The organism is Streptomyces mayteni, assembly GCF_054783955.1.
The window spans coordinates 50,588-71,936 of sequence record NZ_BAAGPR010000018.1; the positions used below are offsets into that span (position 1 = coordinate 50,588).

Consider the following 21,349-nt stretch of genomic DNA (forward strand, 5'->3'; position numbering starts at 1 on the left):
TTCCGATTCGCCTTCCTTTTCTCCTCGCGACCCTCCGCATTTCGACTCGACACCCGAGTCGCACCTGAATTCCGAGGGCGCCGCGAACCCCACTCGAAATATCGGTGAAACACCCGCAGCGCCATCGCGCGACCGATTCGGGAATTTTCCGCCGGCCGACGCGCGCGCCCCGCGCCGCCCGGGCCACCCCGTCCGACCTGCTGGCCACGCACCCTCCCCCGACGATCGAATATTTCTATGGAACTCGTCCCCATGTCGCATATGACGGCGAGATGGTACGGGTGGCAACAACCGCAAGCGGACCAATCCGGCCACCACAACGGGAATGCGTTCGTCCGGTTCTGGCGCCCCCTCAGGCGCGATTCAGGCCGTTCCCACGCCGGCGGGTTTCGCCCAACCGACCCCTTGCGGCGCCCGCTTGACGGGGCGTCGCGCCCGCGCCGCGCACCCCGCGGGCCGGGGCGCCCCGTTTGTCACGTCCTGCGGGAGAATGCGACGTGTCGGCCCGCCGCCGTCGGCGGGCCGGGCGAGGTCAGGAGGAGCGAGGCATGGGCAAGGGTGTGCACGTCCAGGATCTGCCGGGCGTGGGGAAGCGGTACGACATCGACCTCGGGCGGCCGGATCAGCGGATCTCGGTGATCATGCGCTCCGGAGGGGTACGGGATCTCTACGTCTTCGCCACCGCGTCGGCGGACCCGACGGCCGTGATCGAGCTGACGGAGGAGCAGGCCCGCAAGGTGAGCGCCGTGCTGTCGGCGACGTTCTTCGAGTCCTGAGGGGCGTCGCGGCGTGGGCCACCCCGACCTGATCGGCCTGGGCGCCACGGTGCTGATCGCCGGGCTGCTGGCGCGGATCGCCCGACGGTTCGGGCTGCCTTCGATCCCCTGCTACATGCTGGTCGGCATCGCCTTCGGGCCGGCCACCCCGGGGCCCGAACTGGTGCGCCACCCCGGGGACCTGGCGGTGATCGCGGCGCTCGGCCTGGTGCTGCTGCTGTTCCACCTGGGCGTGGAGTTCCCCGTCGACCAGGTGCTCGGCGGCGGGCGGCGGCTGTTCCTGGCCGCGGTGATCTGCATCGGCGTCAACGTGTGCGCGGGGCTGCTGTTCGGTCTGGTGCTCGGCTGGGGCGGGTCGGAGGCGCTGGTGATCGCCGGCGCGGTCGGCATCTCCTCGTCGGCGATCGTCACCAAGCTGCTGATCGAGCTGCACCGGCTGACCAACGCGGAGACGCCGGTGATCCTCGGCATCGTCGTGATCGAGGACCTGTTCCTCGCCCTCTATCTGGCGCTGCTCTCGCCGGTCCTCTCGCAGGCGGGTTCGGCGGCCGGCCTCGCCGCCGACGTGGCGGCGAGCTTCGGGTTCCTGCTGCTTCTCTTCCTGGTGGCCAGGTTCGGCGCGCGGGCGGTGGCGAGCCTCGTCGACAGCCGGGAGGACGAGCTGTTCGCGGTGCTGACCATCGGGCTCGTCGTGCTCGTGGCGGGCCTCTCCGACCGGCTCGGGGTCTCGGACGCGATCGGCGCGCTGCTGACCGGGCTCGTGCTGTCCCGCACGGAGATCAGGGAGCGGGTGGTGCGTCTTGTGCTGCCGCTGCGCGACGTGTTCGCGGCGGTCTTCTTCGTCACCTTCGGGCTGACCATCGACGTCGCGCACCTGGGGGCGGTGGCGGCGCCGGTCGGGATCGCGGTGGCGCTGACGCTGGCCTGCAACCTGGCCGCCGGCGTCGCGGCGGCCCGGCTGTTCGGGTTCAACCAGCGGGGCGCGGTGAACATCGGGCTGACGATGCTGGGCCGCGGCGAGTTCTCGCTGATCCTGGCCACCCTGGCGCTGGCGGCCGGCCTGAACGCCAGGATCGGCCCGTTCGTGGCGATCTACGTGCTGGTGCTCGCGGTGGTCAGCCCGCTGCTCGCCACCCACTCGCGGTACGCGGCCAGGCTGATGCCGGACTGGATACTGCGTCCCGGCTGGCGCTACGTCCGGGAGGAGACGATCAGCACCTCCTGCACCCACCTGGACCGGATCCGGATCACCGAGACGGACGCCGAGGAGTGTCCGCAGTGCGTGGCGGAGGGCACCGACTGGGTCGAGCTGCGGCTCTGCGTCACCTGCGGCCGGGTCGGCTGCTGCGACGACTCGCCGCGGCGGCACGCCAGCGGCCACGCGGACGCGTCGGGGCACCCGATCATCCAGTCCGCGGAGCCAGGCGAGGACTGGCGCTGGTGCTTCCCCGACGAGACCCTGGTCCAGGCGCCGCTGGGCGGCCGGCGGTCCGCCACGGTCGACTGATGTCCGGCTAAAGATTCCGCCAATTCGTTTATCTGTAGTAAGCATCTTGTCGTAGGGTCGCCAGCGGGACAGCAACCGATGGGGAGACCGTGACAACGCAGAGTAAGGAAGACCTGACCCCGACCGGCGGCCGGCTCGAAGCCGGCCAGGCGATGACCCATCCGCAGATCATGCGGGCGCTGTCCGGACTGCTGCTCGGCATGTTCGCGGCGATCCTGTCCTCGACGATCGTCACCAACGCGCTGCCGCACATCATCACCGACCTGGGCGCGGGGCAGTCCGCCTACACCTGGGTGGTGACCGCGACCCTGCTCTCGATGACGGCCTCGATGCCGCTGTGGGGCAAGCTCGCGGACCTGTTCAGCAAGAAGCTGCTCATCCAGATCGCGCTCGTCATCTACGTCGTCGGCTCGCTGATAGCCGGCCTCTCGCAGAACGCGGCCATGCTGATCACGGTCCGCGTGGTGCAGGGGCTCGGCGTCGGCGGTCTGGTGGGGCTCTCGCAGATCATCCTGGCCGCGATGATCTCGCCCCGGGAGCGCGGCCGCTACAGCGGCTACCTGGGCGCGACCTTCGCCGTGGCCACCGTGAGCGGCCCGCTGGTCGGCGGCGTGATCACGGACACCCCCGGCCTCGGCTGGCGCTGGTGCTTCTACATCGGGGTGCCGTTCGCGCTCGCCGCGCTCGTCGTCCTCCAGCGCACCCTGCACCTCCCCGTGACCAGGCGCCGGGTGCGGATCGACTGGGCCGGCGCGCTGCTGGTGAGCGGCGCCGTCTCGCTGCTGCTGATCTGGGTGACGCTGGCCGGCGACAGCTACCCCTGGGCCTCCTGGCAGACCGCGGCCATGGTCGGCGGTTCGCTGCTGCTCGGCGCGCTCTTCGTGCTCGTCGAGCTGCGGGCCAGCGACCCGATCATCCCGCTGCGGCTCTTCCGCGACAAGACGATCACGCTGACCTCGATCGCCTCGCTCTTCGTCGGCATCGCGATGTTCGCCGGCACCGTCTTCTTCAGCCAGTTCTTCCAGCTGGCCCGCGGGCAGAGCGCCACCGTCTCGGGGCTCGCGACCATCCCGATGATCGCCGGCATGTTCCTGTCGTCCACGGTCTCCGGCCGGCTGATCACCAGGACCGGGCGCTGGAAGCGCTGGCTGGTGCTCGGCGGGGTGCTGGTCAGCGCCGGCACCGGGCTGCTCGGCACCATGCGCTACGACACGCCGTACTGGCGGATCGCCGTGTTCATGGGCCTGATGGGCCTGGGCCTCGGGATGCTGATGCAGAACCTGGTGCTGGCCACCCAGAACCAGGTGGAGCCGAAGGACCTGGGCGTGGCCAGCTCGGTCGTGGCCTTCTTCCGCTCGTTCGGCGGCGCGATCGGCGTCTCGGCGCTCGGCGCGCTGCTGGCCAACCGGGTCGCGGGCTACACCAGGGACGGCCTCGCCGACCTCGGGGTCGACTCCGGCGCCGCCTCCGGCGGCGGGATCCCCGACCTCGACGCCCTCCCGGCCCCGCTGCGCGCGGTGGTCGAGAGCGCCTACGGACACGGGGTCGCCGACATCTTCCTCTTCGCCGCCCCGGCGGCGCTGATCGCGCTGCTGCTGACGCTCTTCATCCGGGAGACGGCGCTGCGGACCCGGTAGTGGCGGCGGGCCCCGCGCGCCGCTTCGGCGGCGCGCGGGGCGCGCGTCACGCCAGCAGGAAGTCCGCGTCTCCCCGCTTCGCGCCGCGGATGAAGGTCTCGATCTCGTGGGGGGTGTAGATCAGGGCGGGCCCGTCCGGGTCCGTGGACTGGCGGAGGGCCACCCGGCCGTCGGCCAGCTTCATCGCCTCGACGCAGTTGCCGCCGTTCGTCCCGCTCCAGGGCTTTCGCCAGCCCTCGGTGCCCAACTCCCGGGCGGGCATCCCGTTGTATATGCGTTCGGTCGTGAGCGCCATGCGGCGCGTCTCGTCACCCATGCGGTGTCAGAGCTCCTTGCGAATGTCACCGAGGATCGCCGCGGTGTCTTGAACCGGTGCGGCCTGCGCGCCCATGCGGTCGAGCACCTCGAGATAGGCCACGGTGTCGGGCCGCTCGTCCAGGTAGACCGCACCGGTCAGGCTCTCGGCGTAGATGATGTCGGGCAGCTCCGGGATCTCGAATCGGAAGAGCTGGAACGGCCCGAACATGCCGGGGTGCGGCCCGGCACTGAACGGCATGATCTGTAGCGAGACGTTCGGCGACGCCGTCGCCTCGATCAGCCGGTCGATCTGCGCGCGCATCACGGCCGGCGAACCGACCCTGCGGCGCAGCACGTGCTCCTCGACCACGGCCCACAACAGCGGGGCGTGCGGCCGGTGGAGCAACTCCTGACGCGCCATGCGCAGGTCGACCCTGCGGTCGATCTCGTCGGCCGGCGCGCCGGGAAACCCCGTCCTGAACAGGACTCTGGCATAGTCCGGGGATTGCAGGAGCCCCGGGACGCAGTGCGGTTCGTACGCCCTGATCAGGCTGGCCTCGCCCTCCAGGCTCACGTAGAGGGAGAACCAGTCGGGCGTGACGTCGCGGAACCGGTGCCACCAGCCGGGTCGGTTGGCCTCCTCGACCAGCTCCATGAAGGCGGCCGCCTCGGCCCCCTGGACGCCGTACAGCTCCAACAGGGCCTTGACGTAGAGGGGCTTGAGGCCGACCTCGGCCTTCTCCATGCGGCGCACGGTGGTGGCGTTGACGCTCAGCGCGCGGGCGGCGTCCACGAAGCTGCGGCCGGCCCGTTCCCGCAGGTCGCGCAGCCGCATGCCGAGGACGATCTGCCCCACGGTCGGCCCGGAACGCGCCTCTGCCACGTCGCCCTCCTCAGGGCTCGTCAAGTCCCCCGACCCGGGAAGAAGTTTGCCACACCCCGTAGCGGCATCGACAGAGATCGACTGGCTTTCTGCGAATTGCAGAACTCCTCTTGCGCTCGCGCTCCGTCGTTGCCCATAGTTAGGCAAGTGACCCGGCTCACCATGGCTCAGGCTCCACGGAAGGCGACCCCGCCCGTGTCCCCACTTCACGGCACGACGCCCATTCCCCTGCCCCGGTGCGCGGATCACCGCGCTCCGAGCCCGCCGGGAGAGCGGATCGACCTGCCGGCGACCGCCACCTCGGTCGCCGCGGCGCGCAGCCGGGTGCGGTGCCGCCTCGATCGCTGGGGGCTCGCGGACTCCGTTCGTGACACGGCGCAACTGGTCGTATCCGAGCTGGTGACCAACGTCATACGGCACACCCGCAGTGACCGGGTGGTGTGTTGGGTGGTGGCGCAGGGGTCCGGGGTGCGGATCGAGGTCACCGACCAGGGCCACGGCATGACCCCCCGGGTGCCGCGTCAGGCGAGCTCGGACGCGGAGGGCGGCCGGGGCCTGCTGCTGCTCGACGCGCTGGCCGTGCGCTGGGGCGTCATCCCGCCTGGGCACGTGTCGGGCTGTACGGTGTGGGCCGAGATACGCCCCTGAGGAGCGGCGGCTCCGCCCGCCCGGCCACCACGCCGGCGCCGACCGGCGGCTCCCGGCCGGTGGTCTCGCCGCGCCGCAGCAGCACCAGCGCCATGTCGTCCACGTCGGGCCCGGGGCCGCGCACCTCGGTCATCACGTCGGCCAGCAGCTCCAGGTCCTCCGGCCCGCCGCCGAGCGCGGCGGCCAGCGTCGCCACGCCCTCGTCCAGGTCGCGGTCCGGCCGCTCGATCAGGCCGTCCGTGTAGAGGAGCAGGGTTTCCCCTGGCGCCAGCAGGCCCTCGCCGACCGGCGGTTCGAACTCGCCGAACTCGGTTGCCACGCCGAGCGGCAGCGCGCCGGCGACCGGCAGCTGCTCGCAGGCGCCGTCGGCGTGCCGGATCAGCGGCGCGAGGTGCCCGGCCCGCACCAGGCTCAACCGGCCGGTGGCCGGGTCGTGTTCGGCGTACAGGCAGGTGGCGAACCGGTCGGTGTCGAGTTCGTGCAGGAACGCCGAGGCGCGGCTGACCACCTCCGGGGCCGGATGCCCCTCCGTCGCGAACGCCCGCAGCACCACCCGCAGTTGGCCCATCACGGTGGCCGCGTGCGTGTCGTGGCCCTGGACGTCGCCGATGACGGCCGCCACCCGGCCGCCGGGCAGCGGGATCACGTCGAACCAGTCGCCGCCGACGTCCCGGCCGAGCCGGGCGGAGCGGTAGCGCGCGGCGACCGCGGCCCCGCGGACGGTGGGGACGCCGCGCGGCAGCATGGCGTGCTGCAGGTTCTCCGCGAGGTCGTGCTCCTGCTCGACCAGCATGGCGCGCTGTAGGCTCTGCGCGACGCCGGCGCCGATCGCGGCCAGCAGGTTGCGCTCCTCGGAGGGGAAGTCGCGCTCCTCCTGGAACAGCAGTCCGAGGCCGCCGAGCGGCACCCCCTGCGCGGTCAGCGGCAGGTAGGCGGCCGCGCTCACGCCGAGGTTCGCGACGTGCGGCCAGAGCAGCGGGAAGCGCTCGGCGAACTCCTCGGGCGAGCTGATGTAGACGGGGCGCTGGGAGCGCACCGCCTCGTTCATCGGCAGCGGCTCGTCGAGCCGGGCGTTGTCGAGCCCGGGTGCCGGGCTGCGGTCCTCGGCGACGATGTGGATGCGGCCGTTCTCGATGACGCCGAACCTGAGGCTGGCGGCGCCGAGCCGGCGCAGCCCGTCCCGCGCGGTGAGCACGTCGGTGACGTCCCGCACCGTCACGGCCCTGGCCAGCGCCTCGACGGTCCGGTCGACGACGGACGTGTGGCGGCGGCGCCGCTCGTCGAGCTCCTCGCGCGCCACCACCCGGCCGAGCTCCTCGCTGGCGTCCCGCACGATCCCGATGACCCGGTGCGGGACGCCCCGCCCGTCGCGGACGATGTGGGCCTGGCTGTGCGTCCACCGCAGCCGCCCGTCCCGCAGGCGCACCCGGAAGTACACGCCGTAGCCGGCGCTGCCGTCCTCCAGGGCCCGCCGCACCGTGCCGTCGACGCGGACGGCCTCCTGTTCCGGCAGCCGCGCGAGCAGCGTCGCCGGCTGGGAGTCGTACGTGTCGGGAGGCAGGTCGAGGACGTCGCGGGCCGACGCGTCGAGGTGCAGCAGGTCCCGGTCGAGATCCCAGTCGAAGCCGCCCATCCGGTTCAGCGCGAGGCAGACGTCGGGGCGGACGGGCCAGCCGTCGCGGAGCGGCCCGCCGTCCCGCCCGGGTGGCCAGAGCTCGTCCATGTCCTGCCGTCCGTTCGTCGGCCCGACAGCGCGTCGGGACATGCGCCCGCCGGCGCGCCGTCCACCTCCCACTGTGACACCACAGCGCCGCCGCCACGACTCGTACCGGTGGTCGATCCGGACCCCGGGGCGGCTCGCTGTTCGCACAGGTCCGCACAGATGTCCGCATGGATTCGCAGGGATTGGGCAACGGACCTGCACACGGCCGATCACGGTGCGCTAGTGTGCGCGGCGTGTCGCGCATACCCCAGCTTTCGCGCCCACCCCGCCCGGTTCTGATCGGCGGCGTGCTGGCGCTCGGTTTCGGCGGTCTGACCCTCGGCTGGATCCTGCTCTTCGCCCCGCTCAGCGGCGGCATAGCGCCAGGTACCCACGTCCAGGGCGTGGACATCGGCGGTCTCTCGCCCGAGGAGGCGGAGGCCAGGTTGTCGGCGGAGCTCGCGGACGACTGGGCGGCGCCGCTCCAGGTGCTGATCGGCGGGGAGGAGGACGAACGGCACGCCATCGAACCGGCCACCGCCGGCCTCTGGGTCGACATCGGATCGACCGTGGCCCAGGCGGACCGCCCCGGCCTGCTGCGCCGGCTGTTCGGCGCCCGGGGCGGCGAGCTCGACCCGGTGGTCAGGCAGGACCCGGCCGAGGCGCAGACCGGCCTGACCGCGCTCGCCGCCTCCTGGGAGAGCACCGTCCGGGAGGGCGCCGTGGCCTTCGAGGACGGCGAGATCAAGGTCACCGAGCCGGAGGCGGGCGTCGCGCTCGACGTGACCGGCTCGCTCGCCCCGCTCCGCGAGGCGTACCCGGCCCAGTCCGGCGCCCAACCGGTGCGGCTGCCGGTGTGGCAGGCCGAGCCGCGCACCGACCGGCGCGAGGTGGAGCGGGCGCTCGCCGAGTTCGCCGAGCCGGCGATGTCAGGACCGGTCACCCTCACCGCCAACGGCCGCCGGATCCCCCTCGCCCCCGCGGTGATCGGCGACCACCTCACCCTCACCGCCGACGGACAGGGCACGCTGCGCCCGGAGTTGGACGGCGAGGCGCTGGCGGCCGACGAGCGCCTCGCCGACGCGCTCGACGCCGCGGCCACGGACCCCGTCGAGGGCAGCGTGCGGCTCGACGGGGACCGGGTGGTGATGGACGAGCCGGGCGAGGCGGGCAGCCGGGTGTCGGCGGAGGCCGTCGGCGAGGCGGTGCTTCCCCTCCTCACCGAGGTCGGCGACGGGGCCCGCACCGCGCCCGTCGACACCGAGCCGGTCGAGCCGACGCTCGACGAGGACACCTACCGGGAGCTCGGCCTGGTCGAGGAGATGTCCTCGTTCACCGTCGAGTTCGAGCCGGCCGGCTACCGCACCACCAACATCGGGCGGGCCGCCGAGCTGATCGACGGCTCGCTGGTGCTGCCCGACGATGCCTGGAGCTTCAACGACCGGGTCGGCGAGCGCACCGAGGAGAACGGCTTCGTCGAGGGCGTCATCATCCAGGACGACCGGTACCAGCGCGCCCAGGGCGGCGGGGTGTCCGCCGTGGCCACCACGGTCTACAACGCGATCTTCTTCGCCGGCGTCGAGCCGCTGGAGCACGGGGCGCACTCGTTCTACATCGAGCGCTACCCGGAGGGCCGCGAGGCCACGGTCGCCTGGGGCAGCCTCGACCTGCGGTTCCGCAACGACTCGGGCAACGCGATCTACATCCTGGCCGACGCCGACGACACCTCGGTGACCGTCACCTTCCTCGGCACCAGGAAGTACGACCAGGTCCGCTCCGACACCGGCCCCCGCGAGAACATCAGGGAGCCGGAGACCCGCCGGGGTGAGGGCGAGGACTGCGTCTCGCAACCCCCGTTGGAGGGCTTCGACGTCGAGGTGCGGCGCATCTTCGTCGACGACGGCGAGGAGGTCGGCCGGGAGACCTACACCACCAGCTACACCCCACGCGACCGGATCATCTGCCCGTCGACCGTCACCGGCTCGGTCACCCCGAGCGTGCCGGAGCCCGATCCGGCACCGGCGCCGCAGCAGGACGCCGGGCCCTACCCGTCCTACCCCTGGCCGTGGGGCTGGGGCTACTGAAGCAGCGCGGTCCAGCGGTCGAGCGAGCGCAGCGTCCCCGGCAGGGCGCGCTCGGCCGCCGTGACCATCCGCGCGCCGAACGCACGCTGCTCGGCGTCCGCCCGCCGGTGTCCGAGCGCCAGCCACAGGCACCAGGCGGTGACGCCAAGCTGGTCCCGCAACATCCCGGCGAACGCGGAGACGTCGGCCGGCCCGCCCGGACCGCCGCCGGCGAGGTAGGCGTCGAGCAGCGGCCGCACCACCGCGGGATCGCCCTGGGCGACCGGCCCTTCGTAAGCGGTGGCGAAGCGGAACGCCACGCTCACCGCCTCCCACCAGGGCACCTCGGCGCTGACCGCGTCCCAGTCGATCAGCGCGTAACCCGCCGGGGTGCGCAGCACGTTGGCGCGGGACGTGTCGCCGTGGACGAGCAGCCGGCGCGGCGCGTCCCGCTCGGCCGCCAGGATCAGCGCGGTGGCCTCCTCGACGGCCGGCAGCAGCGCCCTGGCGGGACCGGCGACGTCGAGCCCGCCGGCCTCGGCCTCGGCGGCCCAGGAGTGCCAGTCGGGGACGGTCTGGAGCGGCTTGGCGGCGTCGTCGTCGCCGGCGAGCCCGAGGCGGGCGATCCTGGCGAGCGTGGCGCCCACCCAGGCCGCCGCGTCCGCGTCCCCCTCGGGCACGGACCGCAGTTCGTGTCCCTCCTGCCACTCGGTCACCCGCACCAGATCGGCGTCACCCCACCGGTGCCAGTAGCCGACCGCCGGCGCGGGCGGCTCGACGGGCCCGGGCATCGGGACGCCGGCGGCCAGCGCCGCGCTCTGCAACCGGTGGGCGCGCTCCGCACGCCTGAGCTGCCACTCGGCGACCGTCAGCCGATCGGTCTTGACCACGAAGCGGCCGCGCTCGGTGGTCAGCAGCCCGCTCACCGACGGGTTGCCGCCGTTGGGCAGTCGGCGGAGTGCGCCGACCGGGCGACCGAGGTCGAAGGCGGCGGCGACGGCGGCGAGTTCACGGGGCTCTGTCAGGTCGGGCGGCATCCGTGCAGTGTGGCGCCAACGCCCGCCGTGGGCCAGCGGGTTACGCCGGGGTGAGGCGGTCGATGAAGCTGAAGGCCGGGACGTCCAACAGGCGGCGGTCGGCGATGCGCCAGCCGCCCTCCTCGATGGCCGTGGACCACTCGTCGATGGTGGGCAGCAGCTGGCCCATCACGCTGTGCACGGTCTCGAACCCGAGCGTGAACAGCGGGTGTTCCGGACCGTCGAGGCCGGTGGAGCGGCAGGTGTCGCCGAGGATCAGGTTGCGGACGTCGGGGAAGACGGTCCGCAGCCGGCGCAGGGTGCGCACGCAGTTCTGCCGGGGCCACAGGTCGTGTCCCATCAGGAAGCAGGTGACCGTGTCGACCTTGGCGTACTCGGGGCGCGGCCCCATCGTCACGAGGTCGTCCTGGGTCAGCGTGACGCGGTCCTGGACGCCCGCCTCGCGCGCCGCCTCCCGGGCCACGGTGATCGCGCTGGTCGACATGTCGACCCCGATCAGTCGCGCCTCCGGCTTCAGCGCCGCCAGCATGAGCAGCCGCTCGCCGCCACCGCAGCCCAGGTCGGCGACGGCGTCCATCTCCAGGCCGTCGATCATGTCGCGCAGCGGCGGGTCGAAGAAGGTCTGGGTGATGTTGCGGCAGGCCACGCTGATGGCGCGGGCGTCCCGCCGCACGAACCCGCCCTGCCGAAGGCTGTTGACCACCTTGACCGGCAGGGTGGTGAGCAGTTCGCCGCAGCCCCGGGTCAGCCAGTAGAAGAACGCCCGGGCGCGGAAGGCGTCGTCGAACCCGATGTCGGTCTCGGCGGTCTCGCGCTCCGGGTCGAGGCTGACGATCCGGCGGCTGGAGAGGGCGACCAGGATGGCCCGCACGGTGTGCGGGTGCGCGTCCCGCCGCTCGGCGAACGCGGCTATGTCGACCCGTCTCCGCTGGTCGAGTTCGTCCAGCAGCCCGATCTCCCACGCGGCGCTCAGCGCGGCCGAGGCGATGGCCCCGTTGAACGTGTCGGCGCAGTAGCGCGCCCCCTCCGGCAGCTGCTGCTGGGAAGTCGTCATCGCATGCCCCTGTTTCCTGTGCATCTTCGGGATTCCCGTTGTCCCCAGCGTGCGGGGGCGACGCGACACGCGCATGCAGGGCGGGACGAAATGCGGCCGTTCGGGTTATGGCGGGCCGGGGATCCCGCGGGCGCCGCCCGGGGGCCCGCCCACGGGGCTACGCGGGGCGGCAGAGGGTGCCCGTGTGCAGGGCCGCGGTGGCCTGACCGATGACGGTGTCGAGCCGCTCGCGCGCCCGCTCCAGGTCGCCGATCCTGGCGGCGAGCCGCTCCCGCTCGGCCGCGAGGCGGGTCAGCGTCTCCGGGGTCGACTCGCCGCTCGCGATGCCGGGCAGCAGGTCGAGGATCACCCGGCTCGGCACCCCGGCGGCGTGGAGGCACCGGATCGTCCCCACCCGGTCCACCGCGCGGTCGCGGTAGTGCCGCTGCCCGCTCGCGCTGCGCTCCGCCGTGAGCAGCCCCTGCTCCTCGTAGTAGCGCAGCGCCCGAACGCTGACTCCGGTCCTGGCGGCGAGTTCGCCGATCCGCACCATGGCCTCCAACTGTGATCCGGGTCACGCGACTTGCCTCTGACGTCGACGTGAGGTTCTAGCGTCATGAGCGCGCGCGCACCACCGATCGATTCCCGCGACTCGAAGGAACAGACCGTGACCAGCCTTCTGGACGGCTACCGCATCGGCGAGCTGCGCCTGCCCAACCGCGTCGTGATGGCCCCGATGACCCGGGCCCGCGCCACCGCGGACGGCCTGGCGACGCCGTCGATGGCCACCTACTACGCCCAGCGCGCCACCGCGGGGCTGATCGTCAGCGAGGGTGTGGCCCCGACCTTCCCCGGCCAGTCGGGCCCCTACACGCCGGGCCTTCGCACCGAGGCCGAGGTCGCCGCCTGGCGGCCGGTGACCGACGCCGTGCACGCCAACGGCGGCCGGATCCTCGCCCAGTTGATGCACGGCGGCCGGGTCGGCCACGTCTCCGTCGCCGGCCACCAGCCGGTCGCGCCGTCCGCCGTCACGCTGCCCGCCGACGTGTTCACGCCGGACGGCATGCGGCCCGCGTCGGCGCCGCGGGCGCTGGGCACGGCGGAGGTCGGCGGCGAGGCCGCCGCGTTCGGCGCCGCCGCCCGGCGCGCGGTCGACGCCGGTTTCGACGGCGTCGAGCTGCACGGCGCCAACGGCTATCTGATCCACCAGTTCCTCTCCAGCAACGCCAACCTGCGCACCGACCGCTACGGCTCCACCGTCGCCGGCCGGATCCGGTTCGCCGTCGAGGCGGTGGAGGCGAGCGTCGACGCGGTCGGCGCCGACCGCGTCGGTATCCGCCTCTCCCCCGCCGGCCGGGTGTGGGACATGGTCGAGGACGACGCCCCCGCGCTCTACGCGGCCCTGTTCGAGGCGCTCGCCCCGCTCGGCCTCGCCTACGTCCATCTGCTGGCCCCCGAGGGGGACGACGAGTTGCTGCCGGCGCTCCGCAAGGCGTGGCCCGGCACCCTGATCGTCAACCCGGGCGGCCAGATCGGGCCCCGGGAGACCGAACAGGCCGACGGCGAACGGTGGTTGGCGGCCGGCGCCGACCTGGTCGGCTTCGGCCGGGCCTTCCTCGCCAACCCCGACCTGGTCGAGCGCTTCCGCACCGGCGTGCCGCTCCGCCCCACCCCCGACCGCGCCACCTGGTACGGCGGCGGCGAGACCGGCTACCTGGAGTACCCGAGCCACCGCTACTGACCGGGGGCGCGGGGCGCGGGCCCCCGGGATCAGACGGCGGCGGCCATCCGCACGCCGATGGCCCGGTCGGCCTGCGCGCTGCCGACCGGGCGGCCCGCGCGTTACCGCGTGCCGGGCGGCCCGGGTGCCTCACCTGCGCGCATGTCCCCACCTCCACCTCGGGCCGATCACCGGGAGCGCCTCCCTCGCCGGTGCCGTCGTAGGATGCCCCGACAGCGACGGCCGGGGTGATCACGCGCGCGGGGGCGAGAAACGACCGTGGTGGGCTTTCACGATCTCTACAACGTGCGACTCGACGAACTGGCCACGGCCGTCGACGACTGGGAGCGCCAGGAGCGCGACCTCGTCGCGATGGCCGAGTCGGCGGCCACCATGGGCCGGCGGGCCACCACCGCCAACTGGGCCGGCGAGAACCGGGGCGTCACCGTCCCCCATGTCGTCGCCATCGCCGACGAGTTCGACGCGGCGCTCGCCCAGGCGACCTCGCTCAGGCGGGTCCTGCACGACGCGCACGCCCGCCTCAGGCGCTGCCGGGACGACCTGTGGACCGTCGTCGACACGGACGCCCCGGCGGCGGGCGTGACCGTGTCCCCCGACGGCCGGGTGACCACCGACCTCACCGGCCTCGACGGCGACACCCGCCGGGAGCGGCAGGACGCGGTCCTGCGGATCGCGGACGAGATCCAGCGCGTCCTGCGACGCGCCGCCGAGCACGACCGGACGATCGCCCGCGCGCTCCGGGACATCGCGGGCCCCGACGAGGACCGCTTCAACCCGGTCTCCTACGCCTCCCTCGACGCGGCCGACCTGGCCTACCGCGACGCCCGCGCCTTCCTCGACCTCGCCGCGAACCCGGCCGAGTTGACCGACGGGGACGTCGTCGTCCTCGCCACGCTGCTCGAAGCCCACGCGGACGACCCGGTGTTCGCCGAACGCATCGCCACCGGCCTCGGGGCCCGGGGCGGCCTGGAGTTCTGGCGCGACCTGACGAACTCCCGTGAGGTGCTCCGGGACACGGCGGAGTGGACACACCTCGCCGACCTCCAGTCGAACCTCGGCGTGACGCTCGGCCTGGCCACCCGCTCCGACTCCACCGCGATGCGGGAGTGGGAGCGGGACATGATCGACCTCGGCGACGACCGGGTCGGCGGCGTCGCCGGCCCCTACGGCTTCCAGGTCATGAGCGCCCTGATGAACAGCGGCGAGTACGACCGCGACTACCTCGTCGCCTACGGCGACCGCCTGCTGACCTTCGAACGGAACGACGGCCGCACGGCACTCCAACTCTGGGACTCGGACCCCGAGCTGGTCCTCAACTTCGCGCCGGCGGAGGACACGGCGGAGCCGCCGGAGGACCTCTCGGAGACGGAGCGGGAACAGTGGGAGCGGCAACGGGCCGAGTCCCTCGGCAACCTCGGCCGCGACCCGATGACCGGCTTCCTGACCGCCCTCGGCAACACCCCCGAGGCGGCCACCGCCTTCTTCGCCCCACCGGCGGACTTCGACCCGACCTCCCAGGTCGACCTGCTGGACGCCGACTCGGTCGAGGCCCACAAGGAGACGCTCAACGAGCGGCTGCTCTACCTCACGACGGAACGCGACTGGTGGAACAGCGTCGACGACTACGGCCCACCAGAGCCCCTGCCGGCCCACTCCTCCCTGGGCGAGGCCCTGTTGGCGGCGGCCGCGGGACACCCCGCGCGTGAGGTGACCGAGGAGAGTCTGACGGAGGACTTCAGAACCCCCGCGACACGACAGGTGATGGAGCAGGTCGTTCACCTGTACGGCTCGGTGGATCCCACCCTGCTGGCGCGGCAGCCGCAGATGGCGGAGAGTCTGGGCTCGATGGCCGCCTCGTACATGAGCGACATCAACTACACGCTGAGCGCGGACACGAACTTCCAGCGGGAGACGCACGCGGAGACCTACGCGCCGCCCTACGACAACGTGCTCGGGAACGACTACCACAGCACGATCCGCTTCCTGACGGTGCTCGGGCACGACCAGACGGCCCATCAAGTCGTCACCCAGGCCCAGCAGATCTACACACTCGGCACCCTGGACGCCCAGCCTCCGGTGAACGAGGAGAACTACCGCGAGGGGATCGACGCCATTCGCACCTCGGCGACGGTTCGGGGCATTCTCGACCATGCCCGGGTGGATCAGGTGAACGCCGAGTTCGGGGCTGAGAGCGCGGCCGCCCAACAGTCACTGGGACAGACCACGAGCTGGCTCAAGTCCGCGACCGGCACCGTCGTCTCGGCCGGTGTCGGAGCCGGGGTGGCCGTCTCCGCGACCACCCTCAGCGGCGGCATGGCCGTGGTCGTGCCGATCGCCGCCGGCGGGGCGGGAACGCTGCTCACCGAGTTCCTCAACCAGAACATCGACCAGGCGATGCAGTCGGACGTCAACGTCCCGCGACAGACCGCGGTGACGGAGCAGAACTTCTTCCGGGCGGGAGAGACCGAGATCGCGGGACTCAAGGAGCAGTACGCCATGTTGGCGTCCGACCATCTCGGCCGCACCACGATCGACAACGAACTGACCCTGCTGGACACCACCTACCTGTGGGGCGGGGACCTGGCCGCGTCCCACGGAACCGAGACCACGGAGTCGGTGAACTGATGCCTCGAACAACTCCCTCCCGCCGCCGGAGCCGGCGAACGCTCCCCTGGCTCGGCATGGGCGCCGTCCTCCTGGCCGGCTGCTCGGGAGGCGGCTCCGATGACCCCGCCCCCGAAACCACGGAGGAGGGCGCCAACTGGTCCTCGGCCACGGAGATCTGTGGCGGAGCCTTCCGTGACGGCGCCGCCGAAGACCTCGAGGCCATCTCGGGCACGGCCGAGTTCCGGGAGGGATCCGCGCGGCCGCCCGCCGAACTGGACGCGTTCGTCGAATCGTTGCGGGCCTCCGAGAGCTTTCGCGAGACGCTCTGCGAGATCTATGCATCCCCCGACGGCGACAACCTCTTCGCCGGAGTTCACTTCCGCTGGGCGGACGGCGAGACGGAGACCGAAGCCGACTCCGCGCCCCAGGACGACTGGCTCTACTACGAGGCCGGTGACGAGGCCGTCGTCACGGATCGTGCCACCCTGATCTACTTTCCGTGCCCCGGCACGGCACCGCACGAGAACGGCGTCATCGGCGCCAACCTCGCCGTCCAGCGGCCGGTCGCCCGCGACGCCGACGCCGAGATGAACATCCTCAACTCCGTCTCCCGCGCCGTCGCGGACGGGCTCGGGTGTCTGGCGGAGTCCGGGCTGCCGGAGGGGGCGCCTGAGCGGGTCGCGGGGTGAGCGGGGGTCACTCCCCCGTCTGGCCGTCGGCCGCCTCGCGGAGCAGGTCGGCGTGGCCGTTGTGGCGGGAGTACTCCTCGACCATGTGCACCAGGATCCAGCGGAGGCTCGGCGTCCTGCCGTCGGACCAGCCGCGCACGGCCAGGCGGTCGAGCCCGGCGTCGCCCGACGCCAGCGCCTCGTCGACGAGGGCGCGGGAGCGTCGTACGGACTCCGCCCAGAACGCCCGGAGTTCGTGGGGGTCGTCGGCGGCCGCCGAGTGCCAGTCCCAGTCCGGGTCGGCCTTCCAGTCGACCGCGTTCCACGGCGCCGACCGCTCGCGGCCGTGCAGGGACCAGGAGAACCAGTTGTCCTCCACGTACGCCAGGTGCTTGAGCAGGCCGCCAAGCGTCATGGTCGAGGCCCCCACCGTGGTGGCGAGGCCGGCCGCGTCGAGGTCGGCGCACTTCCAGGCCAGGGTGGCCCGGTGGAACTCCAGGTAGCCCAGCAGGGTGGCCGTCTCGTCCCCGGCCAACGGCGGTTCCGGCCGGCCCTGTTCGTCGATGTCGGTCGTCATGGGCAGGGAGTGTAGATCGCGGCCGGCCCGACTCGTCGGATATTCAGCGGTCCGGCAGCCCCCGCCGCACCCGCGGCACGCGGGTCAGCATCGCCCGGTCGGGCCGCCACGCCGAACGACGAGGCGTGCCTGAGCCGTTCGTTCTCCTCCACACGCGCGGATGCTCCGGTGGAATTGATTGGCGTGGTGGAACGGGGCTGGCAATCAATCGACACGCTGCTGGAATCGATGGTGCGCGGCCCACTCCGGTCCGGGGGGTCGAGTGGGCGGCGCGGGGAGGGGGCGGACGTATCCCGGGGATGGGTAGTGCTTCGGGGTACGTCCGCTGTTGTGCGCCCGGGAGAACCCGGGGGAGGGGGAGGGCCGTGGGGCGTCGGGAGAATCCGCTGGACCCGGCCGCGGGGCCGGTCCAGCGTTTCGCGTACGAGCTCCGTGCGTTGCGGCGGGCTGCCGGCGGTCCGACGTATCGGGCGATGGCCGGCCGTGTCCCGTACGCGGCCGCGACGCTCTCCGAGGCGGCCGCCGGCGAGCGGCTGCCGTCCTTGGCCGTGGCGCTGGCCTATGTGCGGGCCTGTGGCGGGGACGAGGCCGGGTGGGAGCGGCGTTGGCGGGCGGCTTCGGCGGCGGTCGAGGCGTTGCCGCCCGGGCTGGAGGGTGGGGAGTGCCCGTATCCGGGGTTGGCGCGGTTCGAACCGGCGGATCACGCGCGGTTCTTCGGCCGGGACCGCCCGGTAGCCGAGCTGGTCGCGCTGGTTCGTGAGCGCCGGTTCGCGGTGTTGGTCGGGGCTTCGGGGAGCGGGAAGTCGTCCCTGCTGCGGGCCGGTCTCGTTCCCGCGCTGCGGAACGCGGAGCCGCCGGCTGATCGGCCGGCCGCGGTGCGGATCCTGACGCCGGGCGAGCAGCCGTTCCGCGTCCATGCCGTGGCCCTGGCGCCGGTGCCGGCGGCGGGTGCCGGGGACACCTGGGTGATCGTGGACCAGTTCGAGGAGCTGTTCACGCTCTGTCAGGACCGGGAGGAGCGGACGCGTTTCCTCGACGCGCTGCTGTCGGCCGCCGAGCCAGGCGGGCGGACGCGGGTCGTGGTCTCGCTGCGGGCCGACTTCTACGGGCGTCTCGCCGAGCACGCCGACCTGGCCGAAGCGGTCCGCAGGGCCACGCTGCTGGTCGGCCCGATGAGCCCCGAGGAGTTGCGCGCGGCGATCGTCAAACCCGCCGCCACCCAGGGGCTGATCGTCGAGCGGGCCCTGACCGCGCGCATCGTCTCCGACGTCGAGGGCGAGCCCGGCGGCCTGCCCATGATGTCCCACGCCCTGCGGGAGACCTGGCGGCGCCGCCACGGCCGGACCCTGACCCTGGCCGACTACGAGGCCGCCGGCGGCATCCACGGCGCCATCGCCCATACCGCGGAGCGCCTCTACACCAGCCTCTCCCCCACCCAGGCCGAGCTCACCCGGCACCTGTTGCTGCGTCTCATCACCCCAGGGGACGGCACCCAGGACACCCGACGCCCCGCGCCACGCCCGGAGTTGGAGTCGGGCGAGACCGAGGACGCCGGCCCGGTCCTCGACCAGCTGGCCCGCGCCCGCCTCATCACCCTCGACGAGGACACCGTCGACCTCGCCCACGAGGCGCTGATCACCGCCTGGCCACGGCTCGGTTCCTGGCTCGACCAGGACCGGGCTCGCCTGCGGCTGCACCGCCACCTCACCGAGGCCGCCGCCAGCTGGCACCAGCTCAACCGCGACCCGGGCGCCCTCTACCGCGGCACCCGCCTCGCGGCGGCCGAGGAAGCCTTCCCACCCGAGGAGCGGGAGCCGCTCACCGCCCTGGAGCGGACCTTCCTCACCACCAGCCTCAGGGCCAGGGAGCGGGAACGGCGCACGGCCACGCGCACCACCCGCCGGCTGCGCACCCTGACCGGTGGGCTGTCACTCCTCCTGGTCTTCTCCCTCGTCACCACGATGGCGGCCGTCCGGGAAGGGCGGAACGCCACCACCGCCGAACTGGTGGCGCTCTCGCGCCAACTCGCCGCCCAGTCCACCGCGCTGCTGCCCTCCGACCCGGACCTCGCCGCGCTCCTCGCGATCGAGGCCCACCGCACCAGCCCCACCACCGAGGCCACGGCCAGCCTCTACTCGGCCGCGGCGCTTCCCCTGCGCCACCGCCTCACGGGCCACGGCGCGTCGGTACAGGGGGTGGCGTTCAGCCCGGACGGCGACGTGCTCACCACCACCGGGCTCGACGGCACCCTGCGCAGGTGGGACACCCGCACCGGCGAGCCCGTGGTGTCCGTCGAAAGCGACCCGGAGGGATTCGCTTCCAGCATGTTCAGTCCGGACGGGCGGACTCTGGCCACCACCGGCGCCGACGGAACGCTTCGGCTCAGGAACGCGACCACCGGTGAGTCCCTGGCCGCCTTCCCCGAGCAGCCGGGCAACCAGCGAAGTCCCCTGGCGTTCAGCCCCGATGGCGCCGTCCTCGCCACGATGACCGGGTCGGGTGCCGTGGTCCTGTCCGACACGGTCACCGGGCAGTCGATGAGGACCTTCACCGGATTCAGCCCCGAGCGCCTCACCGCGACGTTCGCGCCCGACGGGCGGGCGCTGGCGCTGGCGGACGGGGAAGGAACCGTCCGCGTCCTGGAGGTGAGCACGGGCCGTGCCCGGTCCGCCTTCACCATCCCGGGTGCCTCGGCGGCCGAGCTGGCCTTCAGCCCGGACGGGCGCGCGCTGGCCACGGCGGATGTCGACGGCACCGTCCGGATCCGGGACGCGGGCACGGGCCGTGCCCTGGTCACCCTCGCCCATCCCGGCAACCGGATGCCCACCGTGGTGTTCAGCCCGGACGGATCGACCCTCGCCACCGCGGGCGACGACGGCACCGCACGATTATGGGACGCGGCGACCGGCCGCCTCCTGGCCACCCTCACCGGCCACACCGGCTGGGTCGTCGCGGTGGTGTTCAGCCCGGACGGGTCCACGCTGGCCACGGCGAGCGACGACGGCACCGCGCGGTTGTGGGACGTGCCGGTCGGCCGCGGCGCCAGGCTGGAGGAGCCTCCCCGGGACATGTCGGCGGTCGCGTTCAACAGCGTCGGCACCATGCTCGCCACCGCGGGTGACGATGGCGCCGCACGGTTGTGGGACTCCGCGACGGGCCGCCTGCTGGCCACGCTCACCGGCCACACGGGCCCCGTGGCCGCGGTCGCGTTCAGCCCGGACGACACGATCGTCGCGACCGCGGGCGAGGACGGCAAAGCACGGTTGTGGGACGTGGCCTCCGGCCGGGAGTTGGCCATGCTCACCGCCTACAACGGCCCGCTCTCCGATGTGACGTTCAGTCCGGACGGCGGCACGCTGGCCGTCATCGACGCCGTCCGCGTGCGGCTGTGGGACATCGCCAGTCGCCGGCCCGTGACCTCCTGGTGGCGCGGCGGCGACCAGAACGACGTGAGCTTCAGCCCGGACGCCGCCACCCTCGTGACCGTGCGGCTGTGGGACGTCACCGGCGACGAGGCCGTCGCCTCCTGGTGGCGTGGTGGCGCCCCGCGCGACATGAGCTCCAGCCTCAACGCCGCCGGCCTGGGGTCCGCCCGGGAGGACAGCCCGGTGCACGTCGTCGACATCACGAGCCGCCGCCCCCGTGAGGCGTTCGCCGACCTCGCCGGCATGGTGCGTGCCGTGGCGATCAGCCCGGACGGCGCCACCCTCGCCACCGCCGACGACAACGGGGAGACCCGCCTGTGGGACCTGGCCACCGGCCGGGCCGGGGCCACCCTGCCGGGGCCGGCCGGCGTGGTGCGCACGGTGGCCTTCAGCCCGGACGGCGCCACGCTCGCCACCGCCAACGAGGGCGGGGAGATCCGTCTGTGGGACGTGGCCACGCGGCGGGTCAGGGCAGCGCTCACCGGCCATACCAGCGCGGTGCGCGCCTTGGCCTTCGGTCCGGACGGCGCGACGCTGACCAGCGCCGACGTCGACGGCACCGTGCAACGGTGGAACCTGACGCTGCCCGACCCCGCCGACGCGATCGACGCGATCTGCCGAGCCGTCGGCCGCGACCTCACCGCGGTGGAGCGGTCCCAGTACCTCCCGGAACGACCGGACCGCCCCGTGTGCCCCGCCGGCGGGTGAGGTCCCCGAGGAACCGTCCGGCGCGTCGCCCGCCGGTCGC

General features: G+C 73.2%; 15 protein-coding genes and 1 pseudogene. 9 read left to right on the forward strand and 7 right to left on the reverse strand.

Going from position 1 to position 21,349, the window contains the following annotated elements; all coding sequences use genetic code 11:
* Positions 1–548: 548 nt before the first annotated feature.
* The 3 genes and pseudogenes from ACYVPE_RS11325 to ACYVPE_RS11335 form a co-directional block, all read left to right on the forward strand.
* Positions 549–776, forward strand: coding sequence for a potassium transporter TrkA (locus ACYVPE_RS11325; RefSeq protein ID WP_461033360.1), 228 nt, complete (start codon positions 549–551; stop codon positions 774–776).
* Between the two features lie 13 nt (positions 777–789).
* On the forward strand, positions 790–2,283 hold the full coding sequence (locus ACYVPE_RS11330) for a cation:proton antiporter domain-containing protein (protein ID WP_461033361.1): 1,494 nt from the start codon (positions 790–792) through the stop codon (positions 2,281–2,283).
* Positions 2,284–2,435: 152 nt separating this feature from the next.
* A pseudogene (locus tag ACYVPE_RS11335) lies at positions 2,436–3,917 on the forward strand (DHA2 family efflux MFS transporter permease subunit); the annotation flags it as partial.
* A 49-nt stretch (positions 3,918–3,966) separates the two neighbouring features.
* Here ACYVPE_RS11335 and ACYVPE_RS11340 read toward each other — a convergent pair.
* Both ACYVPE_RS11340 and ACYVPE_RS11345 read right to left on the reverse strand, forming a co-directional pair.
* Positions 3,967–4,236: a DUF397 domain-containing protein gene (locus ACYVPE_RS11340; protein WP_461033362.1), complete on the reverse strand. Its 270-nt coding sequence runs from the start codon at positions 4,234–4,236 to the stop codon at positions 3,967–3,969.
* Between the two features lie 6 nt (positions 4,237–4,242).
* Positions 4,243–5,100, reverse strand: coding sequence for a helix-turn-helix domain-containing protein (locus ACYVPE_RS11345; RefSeq protein WP_461033363.1), 858 nt, complete (start codon positions 5,098–5,100; stop codon positions 4,243–4,245).
* Between the two features lie 195 nt (positions 5,101–5,295).
* On the opposite strand from ACYVPE_RS11345, the gene ACYVPE_RS11350 reads away from it, so the two are divergent.
* Positions 5,296–5,748, forward strand: coding sequence for an ATP-binding protein (locus ACYVPE_RS11350; RefSeq protein ID WP_461033364.1), 453 nt, complete (start codon positions 5,296–5,298; stop codon positions 5,746–5,748).
* Here the strand turns inward: ACYVPE_RS11350 and ACYVPE_RS11355 are convergent.
* Positions 5,693–7,471 (reverse strand): SpoIIE family protein phosphatase, encoded by a 1,779-nt coding sequence (locus ACYVPE_RS11355; RefSeq protein ID WP_461033365.1) that lies wholly within the window; start codon positions 7,469–7,471, stop codon positions 5,693–5,695. The genes ACYVPE_RS11350 and ACYVPE_RS11355 overlap by 56 nt on opposite strands.
* 233 nt (positions 7,472–7,704) lie before the next feature.
* Between ACYVPE_RS11355 and ACYVPE_RS11360 the strand changes: the two genes are divergently transcribed.
* Complete coding sequence (locus ACYVPE_RS11360) at positions 7,705–9,534, forward strand: VanW family protein (RefSeq protein WP_461033366.1); 1,830 nt, start codon at positions 7,705–7,707, stop codon at positions 9,532–9,534.
* Here ACYVPE_RS11360 and ACYVPE_RS11365 read toward each other — a convergent pair.
* The 3 genes from ACYVPE_RS11365 to ACYVPE_RS11375 form a co-directional block, all read right to left on the reverse strand.
* On the reverse strand, positions 9,528–10,550 hold the full coding sequence (locus ACYVPE_RS11365; RefSeq protein WP_461033367.1) for an aminoglycoside phosphotransferase/kinase family protein: 1,023 nt from the start codon (positions 10,548–10,550) through the stop codon (positions 9,528–9,530). The two genes, ACYVPE_RS11360 and ACYVPE_RS11365, sit on opposite strands and share 7 nt — an antisense overlap.
* 40 nt (positions 10,551–10,590) lie before the next feature.
* Positions 10,591–11,604: a class I SAM-dependent methyltransferase gene (locus tag ACYVPE_RS11370; RefSeq protein WP_461033368.1), complete on the reverse strand. Its 1,014-nt coding sequence runs from the start codon at positions 11,602–11,604 to the stop codon at positions 10,591–10,593.
* A 157-nt stretch (positions 11,605–11,761) separates the two neighbouring features.
* On the reverse strand, positions 11,762–12,136 hold the full coding sequence (locus ACYVPE_RS11375; RefSeq protein ID WP_461033369.1) for a MerR family transcriptional regulator: 375 nt from the start codon (positions 12,134–12,136) through the stop codon (positions 11,762–11,764).
* A gap of 114 nt (positions 12,137–12,250) precedes the next feature.
* On the opposite strand from ACYVPE_RS11375, the gene ACYVPE_RS11380 reads away from it, so the two are divergent.
* From ACYVPE_RS11380 to ACYVPE_RS11390, 3 genes are all read left to right on the forward strand, one after another.
* Entirely contained in the window at positions 12,251–13,324 is a 1,074-nt protein-coding gene (locus tag ACYVPE_RS11380; protein WP_461033370.1) for an alkene reductase, read from the forward strand.
* Positions 13,325–13,582: 258 nt separating this feature from the next.
* On the forward strand, positions 13,583–15,949 hold the full coding sequence (locus tag ACYVPE_RS11385; RefSeq protein ID WP_461033371.1) for a hypothetical protein: 2,367 nt from the start codon (positions 13,583–13,585) through the stop codon (positions 15,947–15,949).
* Positions 15,950–16,005: 56 nt separating this feature from the next.
* Positions 16,006–16,620 (forward strand): hypothetical protein, encoded by a 615-nt coding sequence (locus ACYVPE_RS11390; protein ID WP_461033372.1) that lies wholly within the window; start codon positions 16,006–16,008, stop codon positions 16,618–16,620.
* A gap of 7 nt (positions 16,621–16,627) precedes the next feature.
* Here ACYVPE_RS11390 and ACYVPE_RS11395 read toward each other — a convergent pair whose 3' ends face one another.
* Positions 16,628–17,176, reverse strand: coding sequence for a DinB family protein (locus tag ACYVPE_RS11395; protein WP_461033373.1), 549 nt, complete (start codon positions 17,174–17,176; stop codon positions 16,628–16,630).
* Positions 17,177–17,649: 473 nt separating this feature from the next.
* On the opposite strand from ACYVPE_RS11395, the gene ACYVPE_RS11400 reads away from it, so the two are divergent.
* Positions 17,650–21,309, forward strand: coding sequence for a WD40 repeat domain-containing protein (locus ACYVPE_RS11400; protein ID WP_461033374.1), 3,660 nt, complete (start codon positions 17,650–17,652; stop codon positions 21,307–21,309).
* Positions 21,310–21,349: the final 40 nt, after the last annotated feature.

Coding starts and splice junctions, on each gene's coding strand:
- ACYVPE_RS11325 (WP_461033360.1), top strand. CDS start 549: ATGGGCAAGGGTGTGCACGTCCAGGATCTGCCGGGCGTGGGGAAGCGG.
- ACYVPE_RS11340 (WP_461033362.1), bottom strand. CDS start 4,236: ATGGGTGACGAGACGCGCCGCATGGCGCTCACGACCGAACGCATATAC.
- ACYVPE_RS11355 (WP_461033365.1), bottom strand. CDS start 7,471: ATGGACGAGCTCTGGCCACCCGGGCGGGACGGCGGGCCGCTCCGCGAC.
- ACYVPE_RS11365 (WP_461033367.1), bottom strand. CDS start 10,550: ATGCCGCCCGACCTGACAGAGCCCCGTGAACTCGCCGCCGTCGCCGCC.
- ACYVPE_RS11370 (WP_461033368.1), bottom strand. CDS start 11,604: ATGACGACTTCCCAGCAGCAGCTGCCGGAGGGGGCGCGCTACTGCGCC.
- ACYVPE_RS11375 (WP_461033369.1), bottom strand. CDS start 12,136: ATGGTGCGGATCGGCGAACTCGCCGCCAGGACCGGAGTCAGCGTTCGG.
- ACYVPE_RS11390 (WP_461033372.1), top strand. CDS start 16,006: ATGGGCGCCGTCCTCCTGGCCGGCTGCTCGGGAGGCGGCTCCGATGAC.
- ACYVPE_RS11395 (WP_461033373.1), bottom strand. CDS start 17,176: ATGACGACCGACATCGACGAACAGGGCCGGCCGGAACCGCCGTTGGCC.
- ACYVPE_RS11400 (WP_461033374.1), top strand. CDS start 17,650: ATGGCCGGCCGTGTCCCGTACGCGGCCGCGACGCTCTCCGAGGCGGCC.